Here is a 23,525-nt window from a genome sequence, read left to right as displayed (position 1 = left end):
AATATATAGTTTCTTTTTACCGGGCACTGTCTGGCAGATCCGCAGGCACATCCGGTCCAAATAAACATAACGGGTCTATTATTCTATAAAAATTTAGAGGTGAGAAAATTGGCAATTAATTTACAAAAAGGCCAGCGAGTGGATTTGACGAAAGGAAACCCGGGACTATCTAAAATAATGGTAGGCTTGGGATGGGATCCTGTTCAAAGCAAGGGAGGCGGCGGTCTGCTTGGGTCGCTGTTCGGCGGCGGCGGTGGAGCAAACATCGACTGTGACGCGTCTGTCATCATGCTAGGCGAGAACGACCGGCTGCAAGGCAACCAGGATGTTATTTATTTTGGGAATTTAAGAAGCAAAGACGGAAGCGTATCCCACTCCGGAGATAACCTGACAGGGGACGGGGACGGGGATGACGAGCAGGTTTTTGTCGAATTGAACCGGGTTCCTTCCAATATCCAAAAGCTTGTATTTGTTGTAAACATATATGACTGTGTAAAACGCAGGCAGCATTTTGGCATGATCCAGAACGCTTTTATCCGGGTGGTTAATCCTGCCAACAACCAGGAATTGATCCACTATAACCTGACAGATGATTACAGTGGAAAAACAAGCCTGATCGTAGGTGAAATCTACCGCCACGGAAATGAGTGGAAATTTGCGGCCGTCGGGACTGGGACATCGGCAGCAGGGCTTCAAGATGTTGTCAAGTCTTATACTTAATTTGCAAAAATACTATTTTCAGAGGTGAGAGATTATGAGCATTAATCTGTCAAAAGGTCAGCGCATCGATTTGACAAAGACCAATCCCGGGCTGGTCAAAGCTGTAATCGGGCTCGGCTGGGACATTAACAGCTTTGATGGCGGCAATAATTTTGATTTGGATGCTTCCGCCTTTCTTACTGATGGAAACGGAAAATGCCAGCAGGACACCGATTTCATTTTTTATAATAACCTGAAGCATCCAAGCGGCGCAGTAGAGCATACTGGGGATAACCGTACCGGGGAAGGCGAGGGAGATGACGAGCAGATCCTGATCGACTTCAGCAAAGTGCCGTCAAATGTTCACCGGATCGCGATCAGTGTCACAATACATGATGCGGAAGCACGCCGCCAAAATTTCGGGCAGGTGTCCAATTCATTTGCGCGTGTGGTAAATGAAGAAACGAATCAAGAGATTTTAAGATTTGACCTTGGTGAGGATTTCTCGGTTGAAACGGCTGTCGTCATTTGTGAACTATACCGCCATGGCGGTGAGTGGAAATTCAACGCCGTTGGCAGCGGTTTTTCCGGAGGCCTGGCCGCCCTCTGCCGGCATTTTGGGCTTCAAGTATAATGATAGAGAGGCTGCCTGTTCGCTGGCAGCCTTATTTTGTTAATAAGCGTTACACACACGACTGCTTTTTCCAGTCTGTTCTATTTATTGGCATGGGCTAAAAATAAGATGAGAAAAACACTTGCAGTCGGATGACCCAAACCCTTTTACAGGATTGATCCCCCCTGTTTTTTTCCTGATTTTCTCAGCTAACGCAGACTCACCATCAGTATGTTCATATGTTATAATTTTGGTAACCTCTCCATACTGGCGAAGGTAATCGATATGCCACCTTTTCGGTTTTTCCAGCTTCCGGTGGCGGTTCACCCGTGCTTTTATATTCTTTTTAGCACTCCCCACATATATATAGGTCCCTTTTTCGAAAAAGAAGGTTCCGAGGCGTCCAACGGATACAGTGGAATTGTGCTTCAAATCTAAATATATTGTATATAAGGTGTGGTTTTGGCTGATTTCTGCGGTCATGCCGATGCCTCCTATGAAAGGGAGAATTTTTGTTGCGCAAACTGTTTTTTTTCATCATGATTATTTTTCTCTCATTGCCATTGCTAGGCAGTGCCCATAATAATATAGATGGAATCAAGTTAATCGAATTCCCAGTTAATTCCTCATTATATGATTCTCTCTCTAATAAGTCTATCAATCTTCTTGGTGAAATAGTCGTCTTGCCGGAAGGGACGTTTGACCAGGCAGAAACCGCGAAAATCATTTCACGTCTGGAAAGGCTGCCCGAATCCATGCTCCTCAAAGTTTCTGATGCTGGGATTAGCGTCATTTTATTTGACGGAAAACTGACGGACAATCCTGCTGCGAGCCATTTAAAAGGGGTGATTCCAAGAGGTTATAAAACCGAGACAACTTGGGATGATGTCCCTGGAATGGGCGGTTCCCAGAGGGTTCTTGTGAAAATCGGAAGCAGCGGTACAGGAAAAGGGCATGGCTCTGTTAATCTGGAGCTGCATGAACTGGCACATTCAATCGACCGCCATGTGTATGGCGGAATCCGGAAAGATGAGGAATTTTTGCGGATCTGGAGGCAGGAGAGCGTCAACCTTTTTCCGGGTCGCCCGTATTTACTAAATTATCCGGAAGAATATTTTGCTGAAGCCTTTGCGATGTTCTATATAGGCGGGGAAAATATCCGTCTATTAAAAGAAGCTTCACCGGAAACTTATGCATATATTAATAGTTTAGATTAAATAATGTTGTGCGGCACTCCTTGTTGGGTGCCGTTTTTTGTTTAATGTTCAGACAGGATCCAATTGTTTCTCCTGACCTGGTCCGAATAGGGCATGGATTCTGACAGGATCCGGTTTTATTCTCCTGGCCCTGTCCGAATGAGGCCACCATTCAGACCAGATGCCGATTTTTTTCTGCATGACCTGTCCTAAACAGAGACACAATCAGACTGGCAAAGCGTTTGCTTTAGCCTACTCAAAAAGAAATGATATCCCCTATTTTTATTTCGAAGTTACATCATCATTGTTATAATGAAATTTGTACATTTATGACGAAATCAGGTGCTTTTCTTGAAACTACCTACATAGAAAGGGGAAGAAACATTGGTTCATCAGGAATTTAAATATCTTGATATGTGCCGTTATACATTGGAAAACGGAACGAAAAAAGCCGACAGGACAGGGACAGGGACTGTATCAGTGTTCGGCTACCAAATGCGTTTTGATTTAAATAAAGGGTTCCCCTTATTGACTACGAAACGGGTGCCATTCAAATTAGTAGCAAGTGAGCTTTTATGGTTTATTAAAGGTGATACGAATATCAGATACTTATTGCAGCACAACAACAACATTTGGAACGAGTGGGCTTTCAAAAACTGGGTGGAAAGCAAGGACTATACCGGCCCTGATATGACAGATTTTGGCCATAGGAGCCAAACGGATTCTGAATTTAAAAAGATATATGAAGAAGAAATGGATAAATTCAAAAAACAAGTCCTTGACGATGACGAATTTGCCAAAGAGTACGGCGAACTGGGTCCAGTATATGGAAAACAATGGAGGGAATGGACGACTTCCCGCGGAGAGACGGTTGACCAGTTAAAAAATGTAATAGAAGAAATCAAGCGGAACCCGGACAGCAGAAGGCTGTTAGTAGTGGCTTATAATCCTGGGGAAGTATCCGGGATGGCACTGCCGCCCTGCCATAGTTTATTTCAGTTTTATGTAGCGGATGGGAAACTGAGCTGCCAGCTTTATCAACGTTCAGGGGACATTTTCTTAGGTGTGCCTTTTAATATAGCCAGCTATGCTCTGCTAACGCATTTAATAGCGCATGAATGCGGGTTACAAGTGGGTGAATTTGTACATACTTTCGGGGACGCGCATATTTACCTTAACCATAGCGACCAGGTTAAGATGCAGCTTGAGCGTGAACCACGTCCTTTTCCAACATTAAAATTAAATCCCGAGAAAAAATCAGTTTTTGATTTCAATCTGGACGATATTGAAATTACGGGCTACGATCCTCATCCGGCAATTAAAGCCCCAATTGCCGTTTAATAACATTAAGTTCAGCGTCCAGAGCAGTAAATTCCCTGGATGTTATTTTAAAAGGGAAAGGAATGGTTAAATGATTTCATTTATTGTTGCCATGGATAAAAACCTGGTTATTGGAAAAGAAAATCAGCTGCCGTGGCACTTGCCAGCGGATCTAAAATTCTTTAAACAGGTGACGATGGGTCATCCTATCGTGATGGGCAGAAAAACGCATGAATCAATTGGACGTCCATTACCTGGCAGGGAAAACATCGTTATTACAAGAGATAAAGATTATGTTGCAGAAGGGTGCACTGTAATCCATTCAGTTGAGGAAATTACAAGATTAGACGAAAAAAAAGATGACGAGATTTTTGTGATCGGCGGGGCAGAAATCTTCAAGTTAACATTACCCGTAGCTGACCGAATGTACATTACTTTAATTGAGGCTGAATTTGAGGGGGATACATATTTCCCTGAAATAAACAAAAATGAGTGGAAACTTGTGACCAAGGAAAAAGGCCCGAAAGATGACAAAAATCCTTATGATTATTACTTTTGCATTTATGAGAGAAAATAAAACTCAACAGGAACTACAAGAAAGCAGCCCAGTCCGGCTGCTTTCCTGTTTATATTTTTGAAACTCATCATTTGATTTCGTATTGAGCCAGCATTTCCATCATCCCATTGAATTCCTCAGGAACACAAAATTCTTCGACGCTGAAGTTTGCCCTTATCCACAGGATCAATTCTTTTGCGCTGTTAAAAAACTCCCCGCTAGTGTCGCTCTTGCGGATCATGTACCTTCCATTGTCTTCATCTAGCGTCACTTCCACTGGGAGTGCGCCATCATAGCTGCACAATGAAAATTCCATATTCCATCCCCCTGTTACAATTGTGTGAATTTATGATAGTATATGTGCATTTTCCCTGTATCTATGCGGGGTATAAGTTGAAAAGTTTAAATATTTAAAAATATATGCTGGGTTTTTTCGATTTCGTGTTATAATGTACAAATTAACAACACGGATAAAAGTGAGGGGATCGTATGGAACAAAAAACTATGAAAAAAAGACGGGTGCAGGTGGAGGATATTTTAATAGCACACAGGCACCTGAAAGAAATCGTGGCCCATACACCTCTTCAAAAAAACGAACGGCTGTCGGAAAAATATGGGTGTAATGTTTACTTAAAACGCGAGGATTTGCAGCATGTCCGTTCCTTTAAGCTGAGAGGTGCCTATTATTCCATGAAGCTGCGCGAAGCGTCTCTTGGCAATGGCGTCGTTTGTGCCAGCGCCGGGAACCACGCCCAGGGGGTGGCTTTTGCCTGCAGGCAGCTTTGCATCAAAGGGAAAATTTTTATGCCTGCAACAACACCAAGGCAAAAAGTGAGCCAGGTTGAAATGTTTGGCCGGGAATTTGTCGATATCATTCTTGTAGGCGACTCTTTTGACGATTCCTACCAAGAGGCGATCGAGTGTGCGAAACAAGAAGGCAGCGTCTTCATTCATCCATTTGATGACGAAACAGTCATTTCAGGGCAGGGCACAGTTGCTGTCGAAATCATTAATGACAGTGAAGCACCGGTGGATTATATACTGGGAAGCATTGGCGGAGGAGGGCTGATGGCCGGGGTCGCCACATATATAACAAGCGTTTCTCCAGCGACAAGGCTGATAGGGGTCGAGCCAGCAGGGGCAGCCTCCATGAAAGCTTCCTTCATTCAAAACAGGGTCACACCCCTGCAATCGATTGACACTTTCATTGACGGGGCTGCAGTCAAATGCGTTGGCGAAAAAACCTTCGAAATCTGCCGGGAATTGCTGGATGATATTGTAGTAGTTCCCGAGGGAAAAGTATGCACATCCATACTCGAATTATATAATGAACACGCTATTGTTGCCGAACCTGCCGGAGCGCTTCCGATAGCAGCCCTGGAGTTCATGAAGGACGAGATTAAAGGAAAGACAGTTGTGTGCATCGTCAGCGGAGGAAATAACGACATCAGCCGGATGCAGGAGATTAAAGAACGCTCCCTTCTGTATGAAGGGCTGCTCCATTATTTTATCGTCAATTTTCCACAGCGTGCCGGGGCTTTGAGAGAGTTTTTGGATGACGTACTTGGACCGTACGATGATATCACGAGGTTCGAATATACGAAGAAAAACAACAAGGACAGCGGGCCTGCCCTTGTCGGCATCGAATTAAAAGACAAAAATGATTATTCTCGTCTCATTGGGAGAATGGAAAAAAAAGGTTTTTCATTTTTGGAACTTAATAAGGATAACCAGCTGTTTAATTTGCTGGTATAATAATTTAAGATTCTTTAAAATTAAATGAGAAATGTCACAAAGTAGAAATAATCGGCCGGATTGTGAATTTCTTATGAATTTTTCCCGCATTGCTTTTCAAACTGCAAATAAAAATACTATAATCGTAGTAGATTCATTAAGTTAAAAAATAAAGGGGATGTTGATCAGTGTTATCAAACATCGGAGTTCCTGGATTAATTTTAATCCTTGTCCTTGCATTAATTATTTTCGGCCCTAAAAAGCTGCCAGAAATTGGCCGTGCATTCGGGCAGACGCTTCGTGAATTCAAAAAATCAACCCGCGAGCTGACAAGCGATGTAATGGAAGAATTCGAAGAAGATAAAAAAGAAGCAACTAAAGCGATTAAATAAGGTGTGAGATAAAAGGTCTTGCACCTTTTTTCTTCAATTAGAATGCGCAAAAACAATTGAACTCCTGCTGCGGATCAGGCCATCTTTTAATTTGGGATCTGGGCGGATAGCAGGCCGGGGGTTCGTGTAATGTTTTTAATGCAACAAAAGGGAATTGGCAGGGGAGATGTATGGAGGATAAAGACTTAAACCTGGTGGACCACTTAGATGAATTAAGGAAAAGGCTGATTATTTCGGCATTGGCTTTTTTAGTGTTTTTCATCGTCGGATTTGTCTATGTGGAGGACATTTATAAATTTTTCGTGCGTGACCTGGATGTAAAACTGATTGTTCTTGGTCCAAGCGATATCATCTGGATTTATTTCATGCTGGCTACAGTCATTGCGATTGCCGGAACGATACCGGTGCTGGCCACCCAGGTTTGGCTGTTTGTAAAGCCTGCGTTAAAACCGTTTGAAAGAAAGATCTCTTTATCATATATTCCGGCTTTATTTATCTTATTTATTGTCGGCTTATGTTTTGGTTATTTTGTCATATTTCCGACCGTGCTGAACTTCCTGGTGGAACTCGGCGGGGAAATGCTGGCGACGAATTTTACAGCGGAAAAATATTTCCGGTTCCTCATGCACATGACGATTCCTTTTGGAGTACTTTTCGAGCTGCCGGTTGTGGTCATGTTCCTCACTTCACTCGGTGTGATCAATCCGTATGTGCTCGTGAAAATCCGAAAATACGCGTACTTTGTCCTTATCGTCATTTCCGTGGTGATTTCACCGCCGGATTTCATGTCCGACATTCTGGTGACAATCCCTTTATTGTTCCTTTATGAAATAAGCATAAATCTTTCAAAGATTGTTTACAGGCGCAAGCTCAAAAAAGAACGTGAATGGGAAGAGCAATTCGCAAACGATGACAATGGAGAAACTGCATGACATTAACAACCTTCAGATTAGATCTGGGGGTTTTTGTACTTTTACAATTTGTAAATTGTGTTTACGTCTAAATTATGACGGACAGGACAAGGATTGCATCGGCAGCATTAGCATCGTACGACTGAAAGCGATAGCTTTTGGGAGGGAAGTCCTTGTTCGGGCATTTCATATGCAGTGGTGTTTTGGGCGCCAAATCCCACTGCGTCACTGTTTTCGCCCTCACTGGCTTGCCAAAAAGCAAGTAATCCATACGAACAACATTCTTTTTTAAAAATTCACAAAAATTTTTTCTTGTCAGGCGCAAACAGACACATTTCGAACAAGCTCTGGTTTATAATATAATAAACGGGTGAAAAAGAGGATTGATATTTTGTTATTCAAAAGCCTGGAGTTCAAAAACGTTGTTGGACAGAAGGTTAAAATCATGGATATTCCTGTATTGGAGGAAGCGAGCCCTTATTATTTTATGATCCAAGTCCGTTTGCAAACTTTTATTACATTGATTTACAATGAAACCCATACGAGCAAGCTTTACTCATTTAAGGATTATTTAAAACGAGTACTGAAATGGCCTGATTACGAGCGGGTGTTTAAATCAAATGAGTTGAAAAATAATGCATGATTTTTCCAGAGGGCCGCATTTCGCGGCGCTTTTCTGCGTTTTTCGCGTTAATCGGCAAATTTATCAGCGTTTTCTGTAGTTTCCATTTAAAATAAGCAGAGTAAAATGTTATAATTACAAACATGAGTGTTTTATAGGGATGTGATCATTTGAGCAAAATTAAAATTGTAACCGATTCAACTGTTGACCTTAATGATGAAATAATCAATAAGCACGGTATCAAAGTTGTTCCATTATCGATATCTATGAACGGGGAAACTTATTTAGACAGGGTCGAAATATCTCCCGCCGAATTTATGGAGAAAATGAAAGCTTCTGAAGAGCTTCCAAAAAGCTCACAGCCACCAGCCGGAGAATTTTTAAAAATTTACGACGAGCTTGCCGATGAAGGCTTTGATGTTCTCTCCATACATATGACTGGTGGCATGAGCGGCACAGTCCGGTCTGCTGAAAGCGCCGCAGCAATGACCAAAGCTAACGTGACGGTTGTAGATTCCCGCTTTATTTCCAAAGCATTGGCGTTTCAGGTTGTAGAAGCTGCTGAAATGGCTGCCCAGGGCAAAAGCATGGCGGAAATTGTCGAGAGGCTTAATGAGATCCGTGAACAGACTCGCTTATTTGTTGTTGTTGATACGCTTGAAAACCTTGTAAAAGGCGGCCGGATTGGAAAAGGACGGGCCTTGATCGGCTCCCTTCTGAATATCAAGCCGATTGCGTCCCTAGAAGGCGGGGAGTATACTCCTGTCTCTAAAGCAAGAAGCCACTCCCAGGTTGTCAAGTATTTGTCAAAACAGTTCACTGAGGACGTCAAGGGCAAAACGGTTAAAGGTATTGGCCTCGTTCATGCCAAAGGGTATGAGCTTGCTGCCAAACTGAAAGAATCGATTTTGGAAACTGCCGAGCACTGCAAAATAGATATTGAAGATACCACCCCGATCATCAGCACCCATACAGGTGAAGGCGCGATCGGTTTCATGTATTATTTTGAATGAGACAGGCTGAGTAGACGCACAAAGACATCGCGATATGGAAGTAGCACATTATTTTCAGGTGAATAATGTGCTATTTGTTTTTCGCAGAAATCAAAGCTTTTGATGAGAGTGCTTTAAATATAGCCTGCTTAAATTCCAGGCCCCTGCACAATTCGATAAAAAGGACTTTTCTCCCAAATGTCGAATATTGTACAAATAAAAGCTATTTAATGATGCAGTAAAGGGACTGGGATTATGAGCAGGAACATCAAAAACCTGAATCTTTTCAAAAAAATTTTGTTGTTTTCTTTCTTCATTTCCTCGCTTGTGGTTATATCCGCTGCCGGGGTTAGCTATTTGCTCCAGTCAAAGCAGCTGAAAGATCAGATGATTGAACGGGTGCGGGGTCTGGCATCTCTTTGGAGTGTCGTGATCGACCCGGAAGATGTTAAGCTGACCGCTGAAATAAAACAGAATAACGATCCGGCTGCTGAAAGGCTGACAGCACAGCTGACACTGTTAAATGAAAAAAATTCCTCACATATTGGCGGGTATTTGATGCTTCCGGAGTTATACCGTGATGACAGGCTTTATATGCTCGCCATGTCCGGCAATTACCGCGACAGACAGTTCATGCCCCCTGATTTTTATGATGCCGGCCCGATGTTTTTAAATGCTTTCAACAAAACTGTTAAAACAAAGACAATAAACTCTACTGATATTTATAGCGACGATCTTGGAACATGGATTACAGCACTGGCGCCGATAAAAGATAAAAACGGGGAACTTGTGGCCGTTCTTGGAATTGATCTTGATGCATCAATTATTAAGAGAAACAAATCTCATACCCTGTTTATGCTATTGATTTTTTTGCTGGTTATTACATCACTTGTTTACATCATTCTTAAATGGGGGCTGAAAAAAGTATTTAAGCCAGTGGATGATATATTTGTGGGTATTAATGAGGTCACCTCTGGTAATTTTAATGTACAATTGCCTGTTCATGATGAGTCCGATCTGGGTGATTTAACAAGACGGTTCAACGAGATGACAACGCAGCTTTCCATTTTGTTTGAACGGCTTTCGGCAGCATCCAGCCAGCTTAGCCCGGCCCGCAGAAATGGAGAGCATGTCCACTTATTTGAACAAGCAATCGACCGGATGGAGGACATTTTTCAAAGGACGAAAATCCAGCAGGAGCTTCAGCGGGCAGAAAAAATGAATGCGATAGGCCAGCTGGCCGCCTCTGTTGCACACGAAATCCGAAATCCCATGACAGTAGTGAAAGGTTTCTTGCAAATATTCCTTGCCAAGGACCATATGAGCAACGAAGAACACATGTATATTAAGTTGATGATCGACGAATTGAACAGGGCTGAAACTATCATTAATGACTATCTTTCTCTGGCCAAACCGGACCTGAACCAGTCTGAAGACATAGATGGCGCTGACCTTGCTGAAAACGTGATGGACCTGATGTCGTCTTACGCGATGATGTCTAAAAATATTAACCTGAAAATAGAAATAAACGACGATATTACAATAAAAGGAAATGTTAATGAATTGAAACAAGTCTTAATCAATATTTTAAAAAATGGAATTGAAGCAATGAAGGATGGCGGGACGTTAAGCCTTGCGATAGAAAAGTCAGGGTCATTCGCGGTATTTTCGATTAAAGATACTGGAGTTGGCATGACAAAGGATGAGATAAGCCGGCTCGGGACTGCTTTTTACTCTTTGAAGGAACGTGGCACCGGCATGGGTCTGATGGTGTGCTACCAAATCATCGAAAGAATGCGCGGCAGGATAGAAGTGAAAAGCAAAAAAGGCGAGGGAACAACCTTTCAGATTTATCTGCCTCTTTCTGGCTAGCACAATATTAAAACATGGCTCCGCACCTTTTTCTTCCTAGTTTTATAAACGTTTGCTAGAATAGTTTCGTGGATGAAAAATAGAATGAAGGTGATTGAGTGAAAATGCGGAGGTTGATGGTCCTGGCTGCCATTGCAATGGTATTGGGGGCATGCGGGCAAAAGGGAATTGAAAACCCCCTGAACTGGCCGGTCGGTGATTTTTCCTATACAAATCAAGTTAACCAATCGTTTGGGTTGAAGGATCTGGAAGGCAAAGTATGGGTTGCCGACTTTATCTTTACTAATTGTGCAGATGTATGTCCGCCAATGACAGCGAATATGGCAAAGCTGCAGGAAAAGGTTAAGGAAGAGGAACTAAAGAATATAGAATTTGTTTCATTCAGCGTTGATCCTGCTGTGGATACCCCGGAAAAGCTCAAGGAATATGCCGGACGTTTTCACGCCGATTTAAAGAACTGGAATTTTCTTACTGGCTATGAACAGCAGGAGATCGAACAGCTGGCGATGAAATCCTTTAAAGGGATTGTTCAAAAACCGGCTGAGGGAGACCAGGTGACGCATGTAACAAAATTTTATCTCGTGGATCAAAAAGGCACGATCATGAAAGTATACAGCGGACTTAATGAGATTCCCTATGATGAGATTATTAATGATATGAAAGCATTGCAGTAGACCTTATAAAGGTCTATTTTTTTGGCTGGGCAACTCCCTGGCTCACCTGGGTGTTTCGGACAATCCATGTCGTGCTATAATACTATTAGTTTTTAAGGCAGGTGAAAATGATGACGAGAAAACTGACCTTATTTTTTCTTAGCATTTTGATGCTGGTTTCTTGTGGTCCTTACTCTGGATCACAACATGGCGAGGGGAACAAGGGAAAGGAAACGGGGATCAGTTTAAAGGAGCAGGTTCCACCAGGCTTCTTTCCGCAAAAGATAAAAATAGCGGCGGTCGGCGATTCGCTTACCCAGGGTGTTGGTGACAGCACTGATCAGGGTGGATATGTCCCTTATTTGACTGACCTGCTGGAGAAGGAAAGATCGATAAAAGAGGTTGAAGTGAACAACTTTGGAGTAAAAGGCAACCGGACAAACGAGCTGCTTGAAACAATCGGAAGCCCTGATGTACAAACAGCGTTACAGGAAGCGGATATCGTTATAATGACAATCGGCGGGAACGATATTATGAAAGTGGTCAGGGAAAATTTCATGAATCTTGAACTGAACGATTTCGAAGCCGAACAGGAGCTGTTTAAAACCCGCTTAACCGATGCAATCGAATCAATCAGGGCAGCTAATCCCGACAGTACGGTCATATTAATCGGCCTTTATAACCCATTTGTTAAATGGTTTGCAGATGTGAAGGAAATGGACGAAATTGTAGAAGGCTGGAATGACACAAGCCAGTCAGTGATAGAACAATACAATCATGCTTATTTCGTGGATATAAATGATCTTTTTCTTGGGGACGATGAAAACTTGCTTTTTAAAGATCACTTCCACCCAAATGACAGAGGCTATGAATTGATCGCCGGAAGAGTTTATGCGGAACTGGATGGGCAAGCCCTGAAGGAACTGCATCAGCGAACGCTCACAGCCGTAAAAGAGGAGATTCAAGATCAATGAAAAATAAATGGAAGCTCGCTTTTTTCATTTTGGCAGGGATCCTGGTGGCAGGAGCGGCGGTATTATTTATAATGGCAGCTTCACCAGCAGAAGATGCACCTATTAATAAGGTTGATAGAAACGAAGATGCCAATGATGTAAAGTTCCTAATTAACACAAACAAGTCTGATTTAAACAAAATCATCAATCATTATCTTGATGAACAAGCAACTGGATCAGTAGATTACGAGGTCGTTCTGAGGGATGAGGTCGAACTCTATGGTACCATCCCGGTGTTCAGCCAGGACCTTCAGATGAAGCTGACGTTTGAGCCGGAAGCACTCAAAAATGGCGACCTGATCCTGAAGCAAAAAACCATTTCAATCGGAAAGCTGCAGCTACCCGTTTCCTATGTTTTAAACTTTATCCGGAACAGCTACAATCTCCCGGAGTGGGTCAATATACAGCCGAATGATGAGATGGTATATGTGTCCATGAGGGACTTAAAACTAAAGAGCGATATTAAAGTGAGAGTGAATGAATTCGATCTGAAAGAAGACAATATCTCCTTTACACTGCTCGTCCCCACAAAATAAAGGTGCCTGAAAACCAGGCACCTTTTTCTTATTGTTTTTCACCCCAAGATCCGCAGACCTTTAGGGTAAAAGTTTTTGATAATTCCTTTTGCCTCTTTTCCCCAGCCGATCGGGAAGCCGTCGACTGTTATCAGGATCCATCCCCTGTCAAGGCCAGTAGAAAAGGTGTTTCCTTTTAAATAACGGAGCCAATCGTCACCCGTGCTCGAAACGGAATATATATTCTTTGCATTTTCAGCGCTTAATGCAATCGCGAGTGAATGGTTTGGTTCAAACCGGTTTTTCTTAAACTCCCCCAGATGAAGACCGGGCCTCACCACTTTCAGTCCTTTTAGGTCAAAAGCATCACCAGGCAATGAATAAATCTGCTGGCCAGCAAGAAAATAGTTATCATACGAAACACCAGACAGGTTCATTTCTTTAAATCGGTCAAAATCTTTGATCTGGCTCCTGGGAGCATTGGATGTAAACGATTTTACTTTTGAAGCGCCGGAAACTCCACTTTTTCGGAATTTCGCGGTGAAATGACCTTCCCCACGCAAAAGATGCGGCCATAGACGCGCTGTTTTCTCCAGCTCCATAAGGCCGGTGTTTGACCAGTCCGGATTGCCGGGTGCAATGCCGTTTTCTTTCTTGATTTCCACAAGCTCGATATCAGGTAAATCTGCCAGAAACCTCTCCACTGATTGTTCGTTCTCCTCAGGTGAAAACGTGCAAGTTGAATAAACGAGGATTCCACCCTCTTTTAACATTGAATAAGCTGATTTAAGAATGTCCCTTTGAAGGATAGAACAATCTATCATATGGTCTTCGGACCAAAAACGGACGGCATCCCCGTCCTTTCTGAACATTCCTTCGCCGGAGCAAGGGGCATCGACAAGAATTTTATCAAAATATCCTGCAAAAATTCCAGCGAGCTTTGCGGGTGCCTCATTTAGAACGATCGTATTGGTGACGCCGAGTCTCTCTATGTTTTCAGACAGGGCTTTTGCGCGTTTTGGATTAATTTCATTTGCAACGAGCATGCCTTTGTTTTCCATCATTCCGGCCAGCTGGGTCGTTTTCCCTCCTGGTGCCGCACACAGGTCGAGCACGCGTTCCCCTGGTGCCGGGGCCAGCTGTCCGGCAACAAACATTGCACTTGGTTCCTGTATATAATATAAGCCTGCCTGGTGGTATGGATGTTTTCCCGGCTGGGTCTCGTCAGGTTCATAATAATAGCCCCCGTGTACAAACGGGATTTTTTTGAGAGGAAATGGTGATAACTTGTCCCATTCCTTCTGCGAAATTTTAAGAGGATTGATTCTTAACCCACTCGCCTTAGGCTGTTCATATGTAGAGAAAAATGGGCCGGCTTCCTCCTGAAGCAGGCGAGTCATTTTTTGTTTAAATTCAGTTGGCAAATCCATAGCAATGGCTCCCTTCAAAAACAGTCTGCCAATCAAATTATTTTCTTTTTTTTTTGTTGAGTCAAGTCATCGTAAAATATTCAAGCGGCCGTATTCCGTGAACGGCCGCTTTCTTATCCCTGCAATATAATTGCCTCGAGCTCTGGTTCTCCTTGTGCCGTTCCAACTAAAACGATTGTATAGCCCTGGTTCGGCCGGAACTTGAGCTGGGAAAGGTCCAGGGCAACGTTTTTCGTACCGGCCACCCTTACTTCCAAATCAACTGTCATCGGTGTCAGGCCAAGATAATTTGTTGCTTTGCTGTAGGGGGCATCGGGGAATATCACATCACCATTCTTAACTGCTACATCACATGCCGGCGCATCATAGGAGAGGTGGATGAACCTGGCTTTTGATTCACCCACAGGTACACCTGGCTCATCCTCAAACACCGACAGGCGCGGTTTAGTAACAGGACCAGCGACAGCCGAAGTATAACATTTTTCCGGTTCCACGTTCACTTTAGTGCTGATAATCGTTGTAACCATATCACCGGCAGGATAAATATCAATCTGGTATATCCCTGGCGCAAGGGTCATATAGCTGCTCACTTTTTTATAAGGAAAATCCTTGAAAATCCTGCTCCCGTTTAAGTAAATATCAACTTTATCTGCGTCAGGTGAAGCATGGAACAGACGAAACTCGGCAGGCTGCTGTTGCATCCCTTCAGTGTTCCGAAAATCGGGGCTTACTAAATGAATGGCTTTATATAAATTCTTCAAATGCTTTTGATAATACAGGACATGCAGCTGTGGATTTGAATATTTATAATAATCGGCCAGAAGATTGTACATCGATGCTTTTTGAAAATATACCTGCACGTTTCTATTTCCGGGCATATTCTCCGCTCCTATTCTGGATCGTTTTAAGATAACTTATGACTATTTCAGTGGTTTCGTGTAAAACATAAATAGATACTCATTAGCCTTTACACGGGGATAATTTTTCCATATACTTATAACAAATGACTGAAAGGTGGGTGAAGTGTAATGACAAAATCGAACTATTCCAGGCAATCTCATATTTGTCTTGACGTCAGCACAGCCCACCGTCGAAGCTGAAGAAGTTGCATTGGAATTCTCTCATGCTTAAAAAACCATGGGCTGGCATGCCTATGGTTTTTTTGTGTTTTCTAAAATTAAGCATGGAGGAATTAAAACTTGATAAATAATCAGTATTTTGCATCAATCGGATTAAAAGAAGTTGTTGTAAAGGAATTTGAACCATATATGGAAAATGGATTCGCACTCGGAAGGGTCGCTCTTGAACATAAACGGCTTTACAGGGTGTGGAGCGAATACGGAGAGCTGCTTTGCGAGCTTTCTGGGAAACTGTCGTTCGGGGCTGAATCAAGAGACGATCTTCCGGCTGTGGGCGACTGGGTCGCTTTAAAACTGAGAAAGGACGAACAGCGCGGCACCATTCAGGCTGTGCTTCCCCGGTTTAGCAAGTTTTCCCGGAAGACTGCCGGAAACGCGGCAGAAGAACAAATTGTAGCTGCCAATATTGATACAGTTTTTATTGTGAATTCATTAAACGATGATTTGAATGTGCGGAGGATTGAGAGATATTTATTGCTCGCATGGGAAAGTGGTGCCAACCCGGCCATTATCCTAAGCAAGGCGGACCTCTGCGCTAACTTGAGTGAATGTGTGCAAGCTGTTGAGGCTATAGCCTTTGGAGTGCCTGTCATTCCTGTCAGCGTCTTCGAGGAAACAGGCATAGAGGAACTCTCTTCGTTCTTGGTTCCCGGAAATACAATCGCGCTGATGGGTTCGTCCGGGGTCGGAAAGTCGAGCTTGATCAATTATCTTGCAGGAACCGACAACCAAAAGGTACATGGAATCCGCAAAGCTGATCATAAAGGGAGGCATACAACCACCCACCGTGAACTGGTCCTGCTTGAAAACGGCACGATTCTGGTTGATACACCCGGAATGAGGGAACTGCAGCTCTGGGAAGCAGACGGGGGACTGGCTGAAAGCTTCAGTGATATTGAAGCAGCCGCCGCCAATTGCCGGTTCCGTGATTGCCTTCATGAGAATGAACCAGGCTGTGCTGTGGAACAAGCGATAAAGGATGGGGAATTTCCGGAAGAGCGCCTCGACAGCTATAAAAAACTGTTAAGAGAGCTGGCGTATTTAGATAAAAAGCTGGATAAGAAAGCGCAGTCAGCAGAAAAACAGCGCTGGAAAAAAGTCAATAAACAGATCAGGCAGGCTAACAAAAACAAAAATCGCTGACCTCTTCGTATGAAGAGGTTTTTGTATGAGGCAAAACTCTGCACTCCAGGACTTAATATTTCTATGTTTTAGATTCTAGCGTTAAAATGATCACAAAAGGGAATAAGTAAAGTGAAAGAAAGAGGTGTTAATATGTCCCAAAACAATACCGAGTTTGCAACCTTTGCCGGAGGCTGTTTCTGGTGCATGGTCAAACCTTTTGACGAGCAGCCGGGAATCATCAAGGTAGTATCAGGCTATACAGGCGGACACAAGGCAAATCCAACTTATGAAGAGGTGTGTTCAGATACAACCGGCCATTATGAGGCCGTCCAGATTGAATTTGATCCGGACGTATTTCCATATGAAAAACTGTTGGAATTGTTCTGGCAGCAAATCGACCCTACTGATGAGGGAGGCCAATTTTACGACCGTGGCCACTCCTATAAAACCGCGATTTTTTATCATAGCAATGAACAGAAGGAGCTTGCCGAAAAATCAAAGCAGCGGCTTGAGCAAAGCGGCAGGTTCAATAAACCAGTAGTAACACCTATTATTCCTGCAAAAGAATTTTACCCTGCTGAAGAATACCATCAGGATTTCTACAAGAAGAATCCACAGAGATATAACGCCTACCAAAAGGGGTCAGGCAGGGAAGCATTTATTGAGAGACATTGGGGTGATCAGGTTGGCAAATGACAACAAAGAAGAGCTGAAAAAGAAATTGACGCCAATGCAGTACGAGGTGACGCAAAACAACGGCACTGAACCGCCTTTCAGGAATGAATACTGGAATGAAGAACGGGAGGGCTTGTATGTGGATATCGTGTCGGGAAAACCGCTCTACAGTTCCAGGGACAAATACGATGCAGGCTGCGGATGGCCAAGCTTTACAAAACCTATTGATGAAGATGAGATATTAGAGAAAATGGATTACAGCCATTTCATGGTGCGCACGGAGGTAAGAAGCAAAACAGCTGATTCGCATCTGGGCCATGTTTTCAATGATGGCCCAGGCCCTTCCGGTTTACGGTACTGCATCAATTCGGCAGCATTAAGATTTATTCCGAAGGAAAAACTTGCAGAAGAGGGCTATCAAGAGTATATTAAATTATTTGAGGACAACGTTCAGAAAGGATGAAACAGATGTTCAAGAAATGGTTTGGAAGCAAGGAAGAAGTAAAGACGGTTCAATTGAAGTCTCCGATAACAGGAAATGCGGTGTCCCTGGACAAGGTGCCTGACCCAGTTTTCGCACAGAAGATGATGGGGGACGGTATTGCAGTCGAACCTACAGAGGGTGTAGCAGTATCACCAGTTGACGGGGAAATTATCCAGGTTTTCCCAACAAAGCATGCCATTGGGATCAAAGCAAAAAATGGCGCGGAAATTCTTATCCACATCGGCTTGGAAACAGTATCACTGAATGGGGAAGGCTTTGAAACCCATGTGAAAGAAGGCGACAAAGTCAAGACCGGGGACAAGCTCGTCTCATTCGATCTGGAAACCATCAGGACCAAAGCGAAAAGCACGGTCACACCAATTATTATCACAAACACCGACAGTGCCGCGTCGCTGTCCCATGAGCAGGAAGGTCCGGTCCAGCGGGGAGATTCACCGGTTTTAACTGTAACCTTCGAATAAAAAATCAGCCGCCAGCGTATGGCGGCTGATTTTATTCCTGTCCAGCTATGACTTTTTGGATGTCATGCCGCCTGACAAGATGAATTTCATCGCGTCTTCAGGTTTAACCCCGATGATTTCAATATGTTCCTTTGGAACCAAAAAGGTGAAACCAGCCACCTGGAAGGTCTGCGGCACATAGACAGCGACATAGTCCTTCAGCGGGCTGTAAAAGCTTTCAAGTTCGCTTGCAGTGATAAAGCCAAGGCTTTTCATTTCTGTACCAGGAACTGTGATAAGCGCCACTTTTGAGAACGATTTTCTTTCGCCTAAAAATGAATGCACTGTGTCTTTAATGACGGAGTAAATGGTCTTGACCACCGGAATTTTTTCAAGCAAACGGTCAACAAGCTTGATGACACTGCCGGTAATGAACCGGGTTGACAGCCACCCGAGGGCGGTGACCAAAGCGATTGTTGCCAAAAGGCCAATCCCCGGTATGTAGTCATCTTTTAAATGCGGCTTTAATAAATTGCCGAGCAGGCCATCCAAAAACATAAACATTTTATAGATGACATAGACGACCAGGATAATCGGAACAATTGTCAAAATTCCGTTTATAAAGTTTTTCAGTAAAGTTCTCATTTTATCTCCCTGATTATTCAAATTGTATTGTTAAAAGTTAATTATAAGTGGATGGGAAGCACCCTGCAAACATAACATTGAAACTTTAAATGATTTATTACTTGCTGACTATTAAAGATGACACTTGAACAATAGAGCTGCCTGACACATTTTGCGGGGAAACGTCCTTGACCATCTCAAATCTTACTTTGTGTTTCCTGTCCGTCATCCCGCTTGTTACATACAAAAATCGTTCGCGCGGTAATGGCCACCATGTGGAAATAGTCCTGACATAGAGTCCGTCCACGTAAACGTTCATCATCCCGCCTGATTCGCTTCTGATAAGCCTGATCCCGAGAAGTGTCCCCTTGAACTCATATTCAATGAAGCTCCCTGGCTGGCTGGCAGTAAGAATTCCATTCACAGGGTCGAAACCCTTTTTCAAGCTGAATTCAGGCAGTTCCTTCAATGAAAATTCGAGTGAGTCCCTGAGCGGCTTCTTTAACCTGGCGACCGGCAAAAGCAACTGGGAATTTTTCCTCAGCAATTTATGAATGGTATTGGCATAAAGCTGGTACCCGAGCCCATTTGGATGGACCATATCAGCGGTAAGTTCTTCTGTAAGGAGCCCGGACTGTTTGAACGGGATTCTCATGTCAACATTTTTTGCCCTATAATGATCCGAGATTTGCTTGATTTTTTCTGCATATGGGTCCTGCTTTAGGCAGCTTTCAGTAATTGTCACGATTTCTGCACGGGGGTACAGGGTTTTTGCGTGGCGCAGCAGTTTTTCATAAAAAAAGGAGAACTCTTCAGGACTCATATATTTCCGGTCATTTTCCCCAAAAACAATAAAAATAAGGTCCACATTCCTTAGCTTTCGGGAATTCTGGAGCTTATAGAGCCCCTCAAAGGCTGTGGCGCCGCTTTGTACTATGGAATGTCTGCTGGCCTTAACTCCGTTATAATGCTCTAGCAGGGCTTCAAGCTGAGAATACCAGCGCATCTCTTTTGTTTCCGCCCCCGAACCCCTTCCGATGCTGTCACCGATCACAAGATAATTTATCTTCATCCCGCGGGATATTTTGTCGTACACTGTGTAATTTCTCGTGTGGTCTGTCCCGAACAGGCTCCCCGCCACATATAAAATAAGGAGAAACAAACAAAATCCCGAAAAAATATATGCCACCCTTCTCGTCATGCTTAGATCCTCCTGGTGATGTCCGATAAGAATATTATAAATCAATTAGTACCCTATTTCTCCGAATTTAAAAGCATCGGAAATTGCAGGCAAATAACTAACAGAAGCAGCCCGATAAATAGGCAGAAACACAAACGGGTCAAGTACCCACTTCATAAGGTAGAAGGGAATAAGTAAAAAAGGAGTGTTTGACATGGATGGATACGGCCAACCCAACCTTCCGGCTGCTTTGAGCCAGCCCAGCCCTGTGGCCGGCTACGGATATTGCTACTATCCTTATGCGGGGGTGCCCAGTGGATACGGCGGACTTAACTGGTTTCCGTTAATCGTGGTGTTATTTATTTTACTGATCATTATTGGTGCCTGCTGCTGGGGAAACTATTAGGATAAAGAGATTGTCCGCATGTCGGGCAATCTTTTTTTGATTTTGGAAAAATTCGATTATAGGTCAATTCACGAACGATATATTTATTTTTATAAAAAAAGTTCGGTTTTTTGATTGACCCCCTATATGTATTTTGATATATTTACGTATGGAAAAAGTAAAATGCAGCATCAGGGGGAATGGTAATGGATACACATTATGATGTAATCGTTGTTGGGGCAGGACCCGCCGGGATTTTCACTTGCTACGAATTGACACTGAAGATGCCTGAAGCAAAGGTAATATTGGTGGATAAAGGCCATGATATTTATCGGAGAAATTGCCCGATTCTGCAAAAGAAGATTGAGAAGTGTCCGCCTGCTGCCGGAAAAAAGGATTTTGCAGGATGTCTTCCAGCCTGTTCCATTACGAACGGGTTCGGCGGCGCTGGCGCCTATTCGGACGGCAAATTTAATATTACAAGCGAATTTGGCGGCTGGATGACCGATTACCTCCCTGAATCTACGGTGCTTGATTTAATAAAATACGTGGACAAAATTAATCTGAAACACGGTGCAACTGAAAGCATCACTGATCCGATGACGGACAAAGTCAGGGAAATTGAACGGAGGGGCTATGCAGCCGGGCTCAAGCTGCTACGCGCCCAGGTGCGACATCTGGGGACAGAACAGAACCTGGAAATCCTGAAGGATATTTATGAATACTTAAAAGTCAGAATTGATATGGCATTTAAAACGGAGATCGAGGACTTAATTACTGAAAAAACACCAGAAGGCCACAAAACAAAAGGCGTATTGCTCAAAAATGGAGAGCAGCTTCTGGCCGGTAAAGTTGTGATTGCGCCAGGCCGAGATGGTTCGAAATGGATGACAAAGCTCCTGAAATCAAGAAGATTGAAAATGATCAACAATCAGGTTGATATCGGGGTAAGAGTCGAAACATCCAATGTTGTGATGGAAGAAATAAATGAACATCTCTATGAAGGAAAGTTCGTATTTAATACTTCTGTCGGCACAAGGGTCAGGACGTTTTGCAGCAATCCTTCGGGCCATGTCGTGGTTGAAAACCATTCAGGCATCATGCTTGCGAATGGGCATGCCTATAAGGACCCGAATTTGGGGAGCCCGAACACCAATTTTGCCCTCCTGGTTTCCCATACATTTTCGGAGCCATTTGATAAACCGAATGAGTATGCGCACGAAATCTCACGGCTGGCCAACAGCCTGTCCAATGGCGGACTCATCGTTCAGAAATACGGCGACATCCTAAAAGGGCGGAGATCGACAGAAAAACGGATTAAAGAAGGGTTCCTCGAGCCGACGTTAAAAGAAGCAGTGCCCGGAGATCTCGGGCTCGTCCTTCCGTATAATACTCTGAAAAGCCTGATTGAAATGACAGAGGCATTGGATAAGGTGTCACCTGGCATCTCCTCTGAGCACACCCTGTTCTATGGTGTCGAAGCGAAATTTTATTCGGCCCGCCCAAAATTGAACGCCCGTTTTGAAACAGAGATAAGCGGCCTGTATGTCGGCGGCGACGGGGCCGGCGTGACAAGGGGACTTGCCCAGGCAAGCGCCTGCGGAGTATGGATCGCAAGGGATATAATCGAAAAGATTAAAACAGGAAAAATTGCAGAACCGGTGACTGTATAAGAATATGATGGGGCCTGTCATTGCTGGCGGGCCTCTTTTGCGTTATTCAGTGAAAATACAGCGAATGGAGCCGCAGAGGTACATTTTTCTCCTATCCCTCCGCATCGTTCTCTGGTAAAATTATCTTATTTTAAACAAGGAGGCATAGTTATGATTCCGGCAAAATTGGTGCCCGGCGATGAAATCAGGGTGATCGCGCCCTCTACAAGCATGGCCATTATTAAGGAAGCGCAAATCGGCATTGCGGTAAACCGGTTGAACAGCCTTGGATTCAAAGTGACCTTTGGAAAAAATACCGGAGCCCATGATGAATTTTTCAGTTCCTCAATTGCTGAAAGATTAGAAGATTTGCATGATGCTTTTGCCGATCGTAATGTGAAAGGTGTTTTGACAGCGATCGGGGGCTATAATTCCAATCAGCTGCTAAAATACATAGATTACGAGTTAATATTGAACAATCCAAAAGTGTTTTGCGGCTATAGTGATATAACAGCCCTTCAGTCGGCCATTTATAAAAAAACCGGGCTGGTCACTTATTCAGGACCTCATTTCTCCAGTTTCGGGGTGAAGCATGGATTTGAATACACGCTCGAATCCTTCCTGAGTGCCGTTACAAATGACGCGCCATACACTGTGGAGCCGTCACCGGCCTGGTCTGATGATCCATGGTTCCTGGACCAGGAAAACCGTACGTTCATTGAACAGGACGGTTATTTAGTCGTACAGGAAGGCAGCGCATCGGGAAAATTGATAGGCGGCAACCTATGCACGCTCAATCTGCTGCAAGGTGCTGAGTATATGCCTTCCTTAAAGGATGCCATTCTGTTTGTTGAGGACGATTATGAATCCCATGGCCGAACCTTTGACCGGGACTTACAGTCACTTCTTCATTTGCCTGATGCAAAAGACATCAAAGCACTGTTAATCGGGCGGTTCCAAAAAGATTCCGGTGTCACTGATGAAGCAATCCGGCATATCATTGCCACAAAAGAGGAGCTGAAAGGCATTCCAGTCATAGCAAATGTGAATTTTGGACATGTCCAGCCGTTTGCCGCCATACCGATCGGCGTGTCAGCATCTGTAAAAGCAGCCGGCAGCAACACGGAGATCATTATTGAAAACAAAGAATGACAATATCAAGGGCACCCCTGCCTGGCGGGGTGTCCTTTTCATGTTATTAGGTATTTTCTTTTTCATGAAAGATTTAAAATTTCACTTCATACACTTTATAGAACTGTCCTATTTGTAGAATCGTTTGGAT

At 43.6% G+C, this 23,525-nt stretch carries 28 protein-coding genes; 21 read left to right on the top strand and 7 right to left on the bottom strand.

Annotation, left to right across the window (positions count from 1 at the left end; translation table 11 throughout):
* The first annotated feature begins 108 nt into the window (after nucleotides 1-108).
* Both CVD19_RS04525 and CVD19_RS04520 read left to right on the top strand, forming a co-directional pair.
* Nucleotides 109-720 (top strand): TerD family protein, encoded by a 612-nt coding sequence (locus CVD19_RS04525; protein ID WP_101580677.1) that lies wholly within the window; start codon nucleotides 109-111, stop codon nucleotides 718-720.
* 34 nt (nucleotides 721-754) lie between these two features.
* Entirely contained in the window at nucleotides 755-1,333 is a 579-nt protein-coding gene (locus CVD19_RS04520; RefSeq protein WP_101580676.1) for a TerD family protein, read from the top strand.
* An 84-nt stretch (nucleotides 1,334-1,417) separates the two neighbouring features.
* Here CVD19_RS04520 and CVD19_RS04515 read toward each other — a convergent pair whose 3' ends face one another.
* Nucleotides 1,418-1,795: a GIY-YIG nuclease family protein gene (locus CVD19_RS04515; RefSeq protein ID WP_101580675.1), complete on the bottom strand. Its 378-nt coding sequence runs from the start codon at nucleotides 1,793-1,795 to the stop codon at nucleotides 1,418-1,420.
* Nucleotides 1,796-1,827: 32 nt separating this feature from the next.
* Between CVD19_RS04515 and CVD19_RS04510 the strand changes: the two genes are divergently transcribed.
* The 3 genes from CVD19_RS04510 to CVD19_RS04500 all read left to right on the top strand — a co-directional run bounded on the left by CVD19_RS04510 (nucleotide 1,828) and on the right by CVD19_RS04500 (nucleotide 4,405).
* On the top strand, nucleotides 1,828-2,529 hold the full coding sequence (locus CVD19_RS04510; protein ID WP_257985024.1) for an anthrax toxin lethal factor-related metalloendopeptidase: 702 nt from the start codon (nucleotides 1,828-1,830) through the stop codon (nucleotides 2,527-2,529).
* A 363-nt stretch (nucleotides 2,530-2,892) separates the two neighbouring features.
* Complete coding sequence (locus CVD19_RS04505) at nucleotides 2,893-3,849, top strand: thymidylate synthase (RefSeq protein ID WP_101580674.1); 957 nt, start codon at nucleotides 2,893-2,895, stop codon at nucleotides 3,847-3,849.
* Nucleotides 3,850-3,919: 70 nt separating this feature from the next.
* Nucleotides 3,920-4,405 (top strand): dihydrofolate reductase, encoded by a 486-nt coding sequence (locus tag CVD19_RS04500; RefSeq protein ID WP_101580673.1) that lies wholly within the window; start codon nucleotides 3,920-3,922, stop codon nucleotides 4,403-4,405.
* A 67-nt stretch (nucleotides 4,406-4,472) separates the two neighbouring features.
* Here CVD19_RS04500 and CVD19_RS04495 read toward each other — a convergent pair whose 3' ends face one another.
* Nucleotides 4,473-4,700, bottom strand: coding sequence for a hypothetical protein (locus CVD19_RS04495; protein ID WP_101580672.1), 228 nt, complete (start codon nucleotides 4,698-4,700; stop codon nucleotides 4,473-4,475).
* A 173-nt stretch (nucleotides 4,701-4,873) separates the two neighbouring features.
* Between CVD19_RS04495 and ilvA the strand changes: the two genes are divergently transcribed.
* The 3 genes from ilvA (at nucleotide 4,874) to tatC (ending at nucleotide 7,442) form a co-directional block, all read left to right on the top strand.
* The gene (ilvA, locus tag CVD19_RS04490) at nucleotides 4,874-6,139 is read left to right on the top strand and encodes a threonine ammonia-lyase IlvA (protein WP_101580671.1); all 1,266 of its coding nucleotides are present in this window, start codon (nucleotides 4,874-4,876) and stop codon (nucleotides 6,137-6,139) included.
* Between the two features lie 167 nt (nucleotides 6,140-6,306).
* Entirely contained in the window at nucleotides 6,307-6,510 is a 204-nt protein-coding gene (locus CVD19_RS04485) for a twin-arginine translocase TatA/TatE family subunit (RefSeq protein ID WP_101580670.1), read from the top strand.
* Nucleotides 6,511-6,680: 170 nt separating this feature from the next.
* Entirely contained in the window at nucleotides 6,681-7,442 is a 762-nt protein-coding gene (tatC, locus tag CVD19_RS04480; protein ID WP_101580669.1) for a twin-arginine translocase subunit TatC, read from the top strand.
* A 67-nt stretch (nucleotides 7,443-7,509) separates the two neighbouring features.
* Here tatC and CVD19_RS04475 read toward each other — a convergent pair whose 3' ends face one another.
* Nucleotides 7,510-7,692 (bottom strand): hypothetical protein, encoded by a 183-nt coding sequence (locus CVD19_RS04475; RefSeq protein ID WP_101580668.1) that lies wholly within the window; start codon nucleotides 7,690-7,692, stop codon nucleotides 7,510-7,512.
* Nucleotides 7,693-7,812: 120 nt separating this feature from the next.
* Here CVD19_RS04475 and CVD19_RS04470 point away from each other — a divergent pair, with 120 nt between their 5' ends.
* From CVD19_RS04470 to CVD19_RS04445, 6 genes are all read left to right on the top strand, one after another.
* Nucleotides 7,813-8,064 (top strand): DUF2535 family protein, encoded by a 252-nt coding sequence (locus tag CVD19_RS04470; RefSeq protein ID WP_101580667.1) that lies wholly within the window; start codon nucleotides 7,813-7,815, stop codon nucleotides 8,062-8,064.
* A 149-nt stretch (nucleotides 8,065-8,213) separates the two neighbouring features.
* Nucleotides 8,214-9,056, top strand: coding sequence for a DegV family protein (locus tag CVD19_RS04465; RefSeq protein WP_101580666.1), 843 nt, complete (start codon nucleotides 8,214-8,216; stop codon nucleotides 9,054-9,056).
* A gap of 234 nt (nucleotides 9,057-9,290) precedes the next feature.
* Nucleotides 9,291-10,907 (top strand): ATP-binding protein, encoded by a 1,617-nt coding sequence (locus CVD19_RS04460; RefSeq protein ID WP_101580665.1) that lies wholly within the window; start codon nucleotides 9,291-9,293, stop codon nucleotides 10,905-10,907.
* A gap of 104 nt (nucleotides 10,908-11,011) precedes the next feature.
* Nucleotides 11,012-11,581 (top strand): SCO family protein, encoded by a 570-nt coding sequence (locus CVD19_RS04455; protein WP_101580664.1) that lies wholly within the window; start codon nucleotides 11,012-11,014, stop codon nucleotides 11,579-11,581.
* A 110-nt stretch (nucleotides 11,582-11,691) separates the two neighbouring features.
* A complete protein-coding gene (locus CVD19_RS04450) occupies nucleotides 11,692-12,534 on the top strand; it encodes an SGNH/GDSL hydrolase family protein (RefSeq protein WP_101580663.1) in 843 nt (280 codons plus the stop codon).
* Entirely contained in the window at nucleotides 12,531-13,109 is a 579-nt protein-coding gene (locus tag CVD19_RS04445) for a YpmS family protein (RefSeq protein WP_101580662.1), read from the top strand. The genes CVD19_RS04450 and CVD19_RS04445 overlap by 4 nt, the downstream gene beginning before the upstream one ends.
* Before the next feature lie 38 nt (nucleotides 13,110-13,147).
* On the opposite strand, the gene CVD19_RS04440 is transcribed toward CVD19_RS04445, so the two are convergent.
* Entirely contained in the window at nucleotides 13,148-14,518 is a 1,371-nt protein-coding gene (locus CVD19_RS04440; protein ID WP_101580661.1) for an RsmF rRNA methyltransferase first C-terminal domain-containing protein, read from the bottom strand.
* 113 nt (nucleotides 14,519-14,631) lie between these two features.
* Nucleotides 14,632-15,396 (bottom strand): DUF4397 domain-containing protein, encoded by a 765-nt coding sequence (locus tag CVD19_RS04435; protein ID WP_101580660.1) that lies wholly within the window; start codon nucleotides 15,394-15,396, stop codon nucleotides 14,632-14,634.
* A 390-nt stretch (nucleotides 15,397-15,786) separates the two neighbouring features.
* Here CVD19_RS04435 and rsgA point away from each other — a divergent pair, with 390 nt between their 5' ends.
* From rsgA to CVD19_RS04415, 4 genes are all read left to right on the top strand, one after another.
* Entirely contained in the window at nucleotides 15,787-16,800 is a 1,014-nt protein-coding gene (gene rsgA / locus CVD19_RS04430; RefSeq protein ID WP_101580706.1) for a ribosome small subunit-dependent GTPase A, read from the top strand.
* A 132-nt stretch (nucleotides 16,801-16,932) separates the two neighbouring features.
* A complete protein-coding gene (msrA, locus tag CVD19_RS04425) occupies nucleotides 16,933-17,478 on the top strand; it encodes a peptide-methionine (S)-S-oxide reductase MsrA (protein ID WP_101580659.1) in 546 nt (181 codons plus the stop codon).
* Between the two features lie 34 nt (nucleotides 17,479-17,512).
* On the top strand, nucleotides 17,513-17,920 hold the full coding sequence (gene msrB, locus CVD19_RS04420; RefSeq protein WP_101580705.1) for a peptide-methionine (R)-S-oxide reductase MsrB: 408 nt from the start codon (nucleotides 17,513-17,515) through the stop codon (nucleotides 17,918-17,920).
* 5 nt (nucleotides 17,921-17,925) lie between these two features.
* The gene (locus CVD19_RS04415) at nucleotides 17,926-18,423 is read left to right on the top strand and encodes a PTS sugar transporter subunit IIA (RefSeq protein ID WP_101580658.1); all 498 of its coding nucleotides are present in this window, start codon (nucleotides 17,926-17,928) and stop codon (nucleotides 18,421-18,423) included.
* 45 nt (nucleotides 18,424-18,468) lie between these two features.
* Here CVD19_RS04415 and CVD19_RS04410 read toward each other — a convergent pair whose 3' ends face one another.
* Nucleotides 18,469-19,047, bottom strand: coding sequence for a DUF502 domain-containing protein (locus CVD19_RS04410; RefSeq protein WP_101580657.1), 579 nt, complete (start codon nucleotides 19,045-19,047; stop codon nucleotides 18,469-18,471).
* Between the two features lie 97 nt (nucleotides 19,048-19,144).
* Nucleotides 19,145-20,227: an SGNH/GDSL hydrolase family protein gene (locus CVD19_RS04405; RefSeq protein WP_101580656.1), complete on the bottom strand. Its 1,083-nt coding sequence runs from the start codon at nucleotides 20,225-20,227 to the stop codon at nucleotides 19,145-19,147.
* A gap of 247 nt (nucleotides 20,228-20,474) precedes the next feature.
* Between CVD19_RS04405 and CVD19_RS25325 the strand changes: the two genes are divergently transcribed.
* The 3 genes from CVD19_RS25325 to CVD19_RS04390 all read left to right on the top strand — a co-directional run bounded on the left by CVD19_RS25325 (nucleotide 20,475) and on the right by CVD19_RS04390 (nucleotide 23,395).
* A complete protein-coding gene (locus tag CVD19_RS25325) occupies nucleotides 20,475-20,612 on the top strand; it encodes a YjcZ family sporulation protein (protein ID WP_374702868.1) in 138 nt (45 codons plus the stop codon).
* 185 nt (nucleotides 20,613-20,797) lie between these two features.
* A complete protein-coding gene (locus CVD19_RS04395; RefSeq protein ID WP_101580654.1) occupies nucleotides 20,798-22,264 on the top strand; it encodes an NAD(P)/FAD-dependent oxidoreductase in 1,467 nt (488 codons plus the stop codon).
* Between the two features lie 150 nt (nucleotides 22,265-22,414).
* Nucleotides 22,415-23,395: a S66 family peptidase gene (locus CVD19_RS04390; RefSeq protein ID WP_101580653.1), complete on the top strand. Its 981-nt coding sequence runs from the start codon at nucleotides 22,415-22,417 to the stop codon at nucleotides 23,393-23,395.
* Nucleotides 23,396-23,525 lie beyond the last annotated feature (130 nt).

The sequence above is a fragment of the Bacillus sp. T33-2 genome (assembly GCF_002860205.1).
Taxonomy (GTDB): domain Bacteria; phylum Bacillota; class Bacilli; order Bacillales; family Cytobacillaceae; genus T33-2.
Note: the sequence above shows the minus strand (reverse complement) of the source record. Positions and strands in the feature narration are given on the sequence as shown.

Coding starts and splice junctions, on each gene's coding strand:
- CVD19_RS04390 (WP_101580653.1), top strand. CDS start 22,415: ATGATTCCGGCAAAATTGGTGCCCGGCGATGAAATCAGGGTGATCGCG.
- CVD19_RS04455 (WP_101580664.1), top strand. CDS start 11,012: ATGCGGAGGTTGATGGTCCTGGCTGCCATTGCAATGGTATTGGGGGCA.
- CVD19_RS04395 (WP_101580654.1), top strand. CDS start 20,798: ATGGATACACATTATGATGTAATCGTTGTTGGGGCAGGACCCGCCGGG.
- CVD19_RS04450 (WP_101580663.1), top strand. CDS start 11,692: ATGACGAGAAAACTGACCTTATTTTTTCTTAGCATTTTGATGCTGGTT.
- ilvA (WP_101580671.1), top strand. CDS start 4,874: ATGGAACAAAAAACTATGAAAAAAAGACGGGTGCAGGTGGAGGATATT.
- CVD19_RS04445 (WP_101580662.1), top strand. CDS start 12,531: ATGAAAAATAAATGGAAGCTCGCTTTTTTCATTTTGGCAGGGATCCTG.
- CVD19_RS04405 (WP_101580656.1), bottom strand. CDS start 20,227: ATGACGAGAAGGGTGGCATATATTTTTTCGGGATTTTGTTTGTTTCTC.
- CVD19_RS04475 (WP_101580668.1), bottom strand. CDS start 7,692: ATGGATTACTTGCTTTTTGGCAAGCCAGTGAGGGCGAAAACAGTGACG.
- CVD19_RS04410 (WP_101580657.1), bottom strand. CDS start 19,047: ATGAGAACTTTACTGAAAAACTTTATAAACGGAATTTTGACAATTGTT.
- CVD19_RS04435 (WP_101580660.1), bottom strand. CDS start 15,396: ATGCCCGGAAATAGAAACGTGCAGGTATATTTTCAAAAAGCATCGATG.
- CVD19_RS04495 (WP_101580672.1), bottom strand. CDS start 4,700: ATGGAATTTTCATTGTGCAGCTATGATGGCGCACTCCCAGTGGAAGTG.
- CVD19_RS04500 (WP_101580673.1), top strand. CDS start 3,920: ATGATTTCATTTATTGTTGCCATGGATAAAAACCTGGTTATTGGAAAA.
- CVD19_RS04440 (WP_101580661.1), bottom strand. CDS start 14,518: ATGGATTTGCCAACTGAATTTAAACAAAAAATGACTCGCCTGCTTCAG.
- CVD19_RS04520 (WP_101580676.1), top strand. CDS start 755: ATGAGCATTAATCTGTCAAAAGGTCAGCGCATCGATTTGACAAAGACC.
- msrA (WP_101580659.1), top strand. CDS start 16,933: ATGTCCCAAAACAATACCGAGTTTGCAACCTTTGCCGGAGGCTGTTTC.
- tatC (WP_101580669.1), top strand. CDS start 6,681: ATGGAGGATAAAGACTTAAACCTGGTGGACCACTTAGATGAATTAAGG.
- msrB (WP_101580705.1), top strand. CDS start 17,513: ATGCAGTACGAGGTGACGCAAAACAACGGCACTGAACCGCCTTTCAGG.
- rsgA (WP_101580706.1), top strand. CDS start 15,787: ATGGAAAATGGATTCGCACTCGGAAGGGTCGCTCTTGAACATAAACGG.
- CVD19_RS04460 (WP_101580665.1), top strand. CDS start 9,291: ATGAGCAGGAACATCAAAAACCTGAATCTTTTCAAAAAAATTTTGTTG.
- CVD19_RS04415 (WP_101580658.1), top strand. CDS start 17,926: ATGTTCAAGAAATGGTTTGGAAGCAAGGAAGAAGTAAAGACGGTTCAA.
- CVD19_RS04515 (WP_101580675.1), bottom strand. CDS start 1,795: ATGACCGCAGAAATCAGCCAAAACCACACCTTATATACAATATATTTA.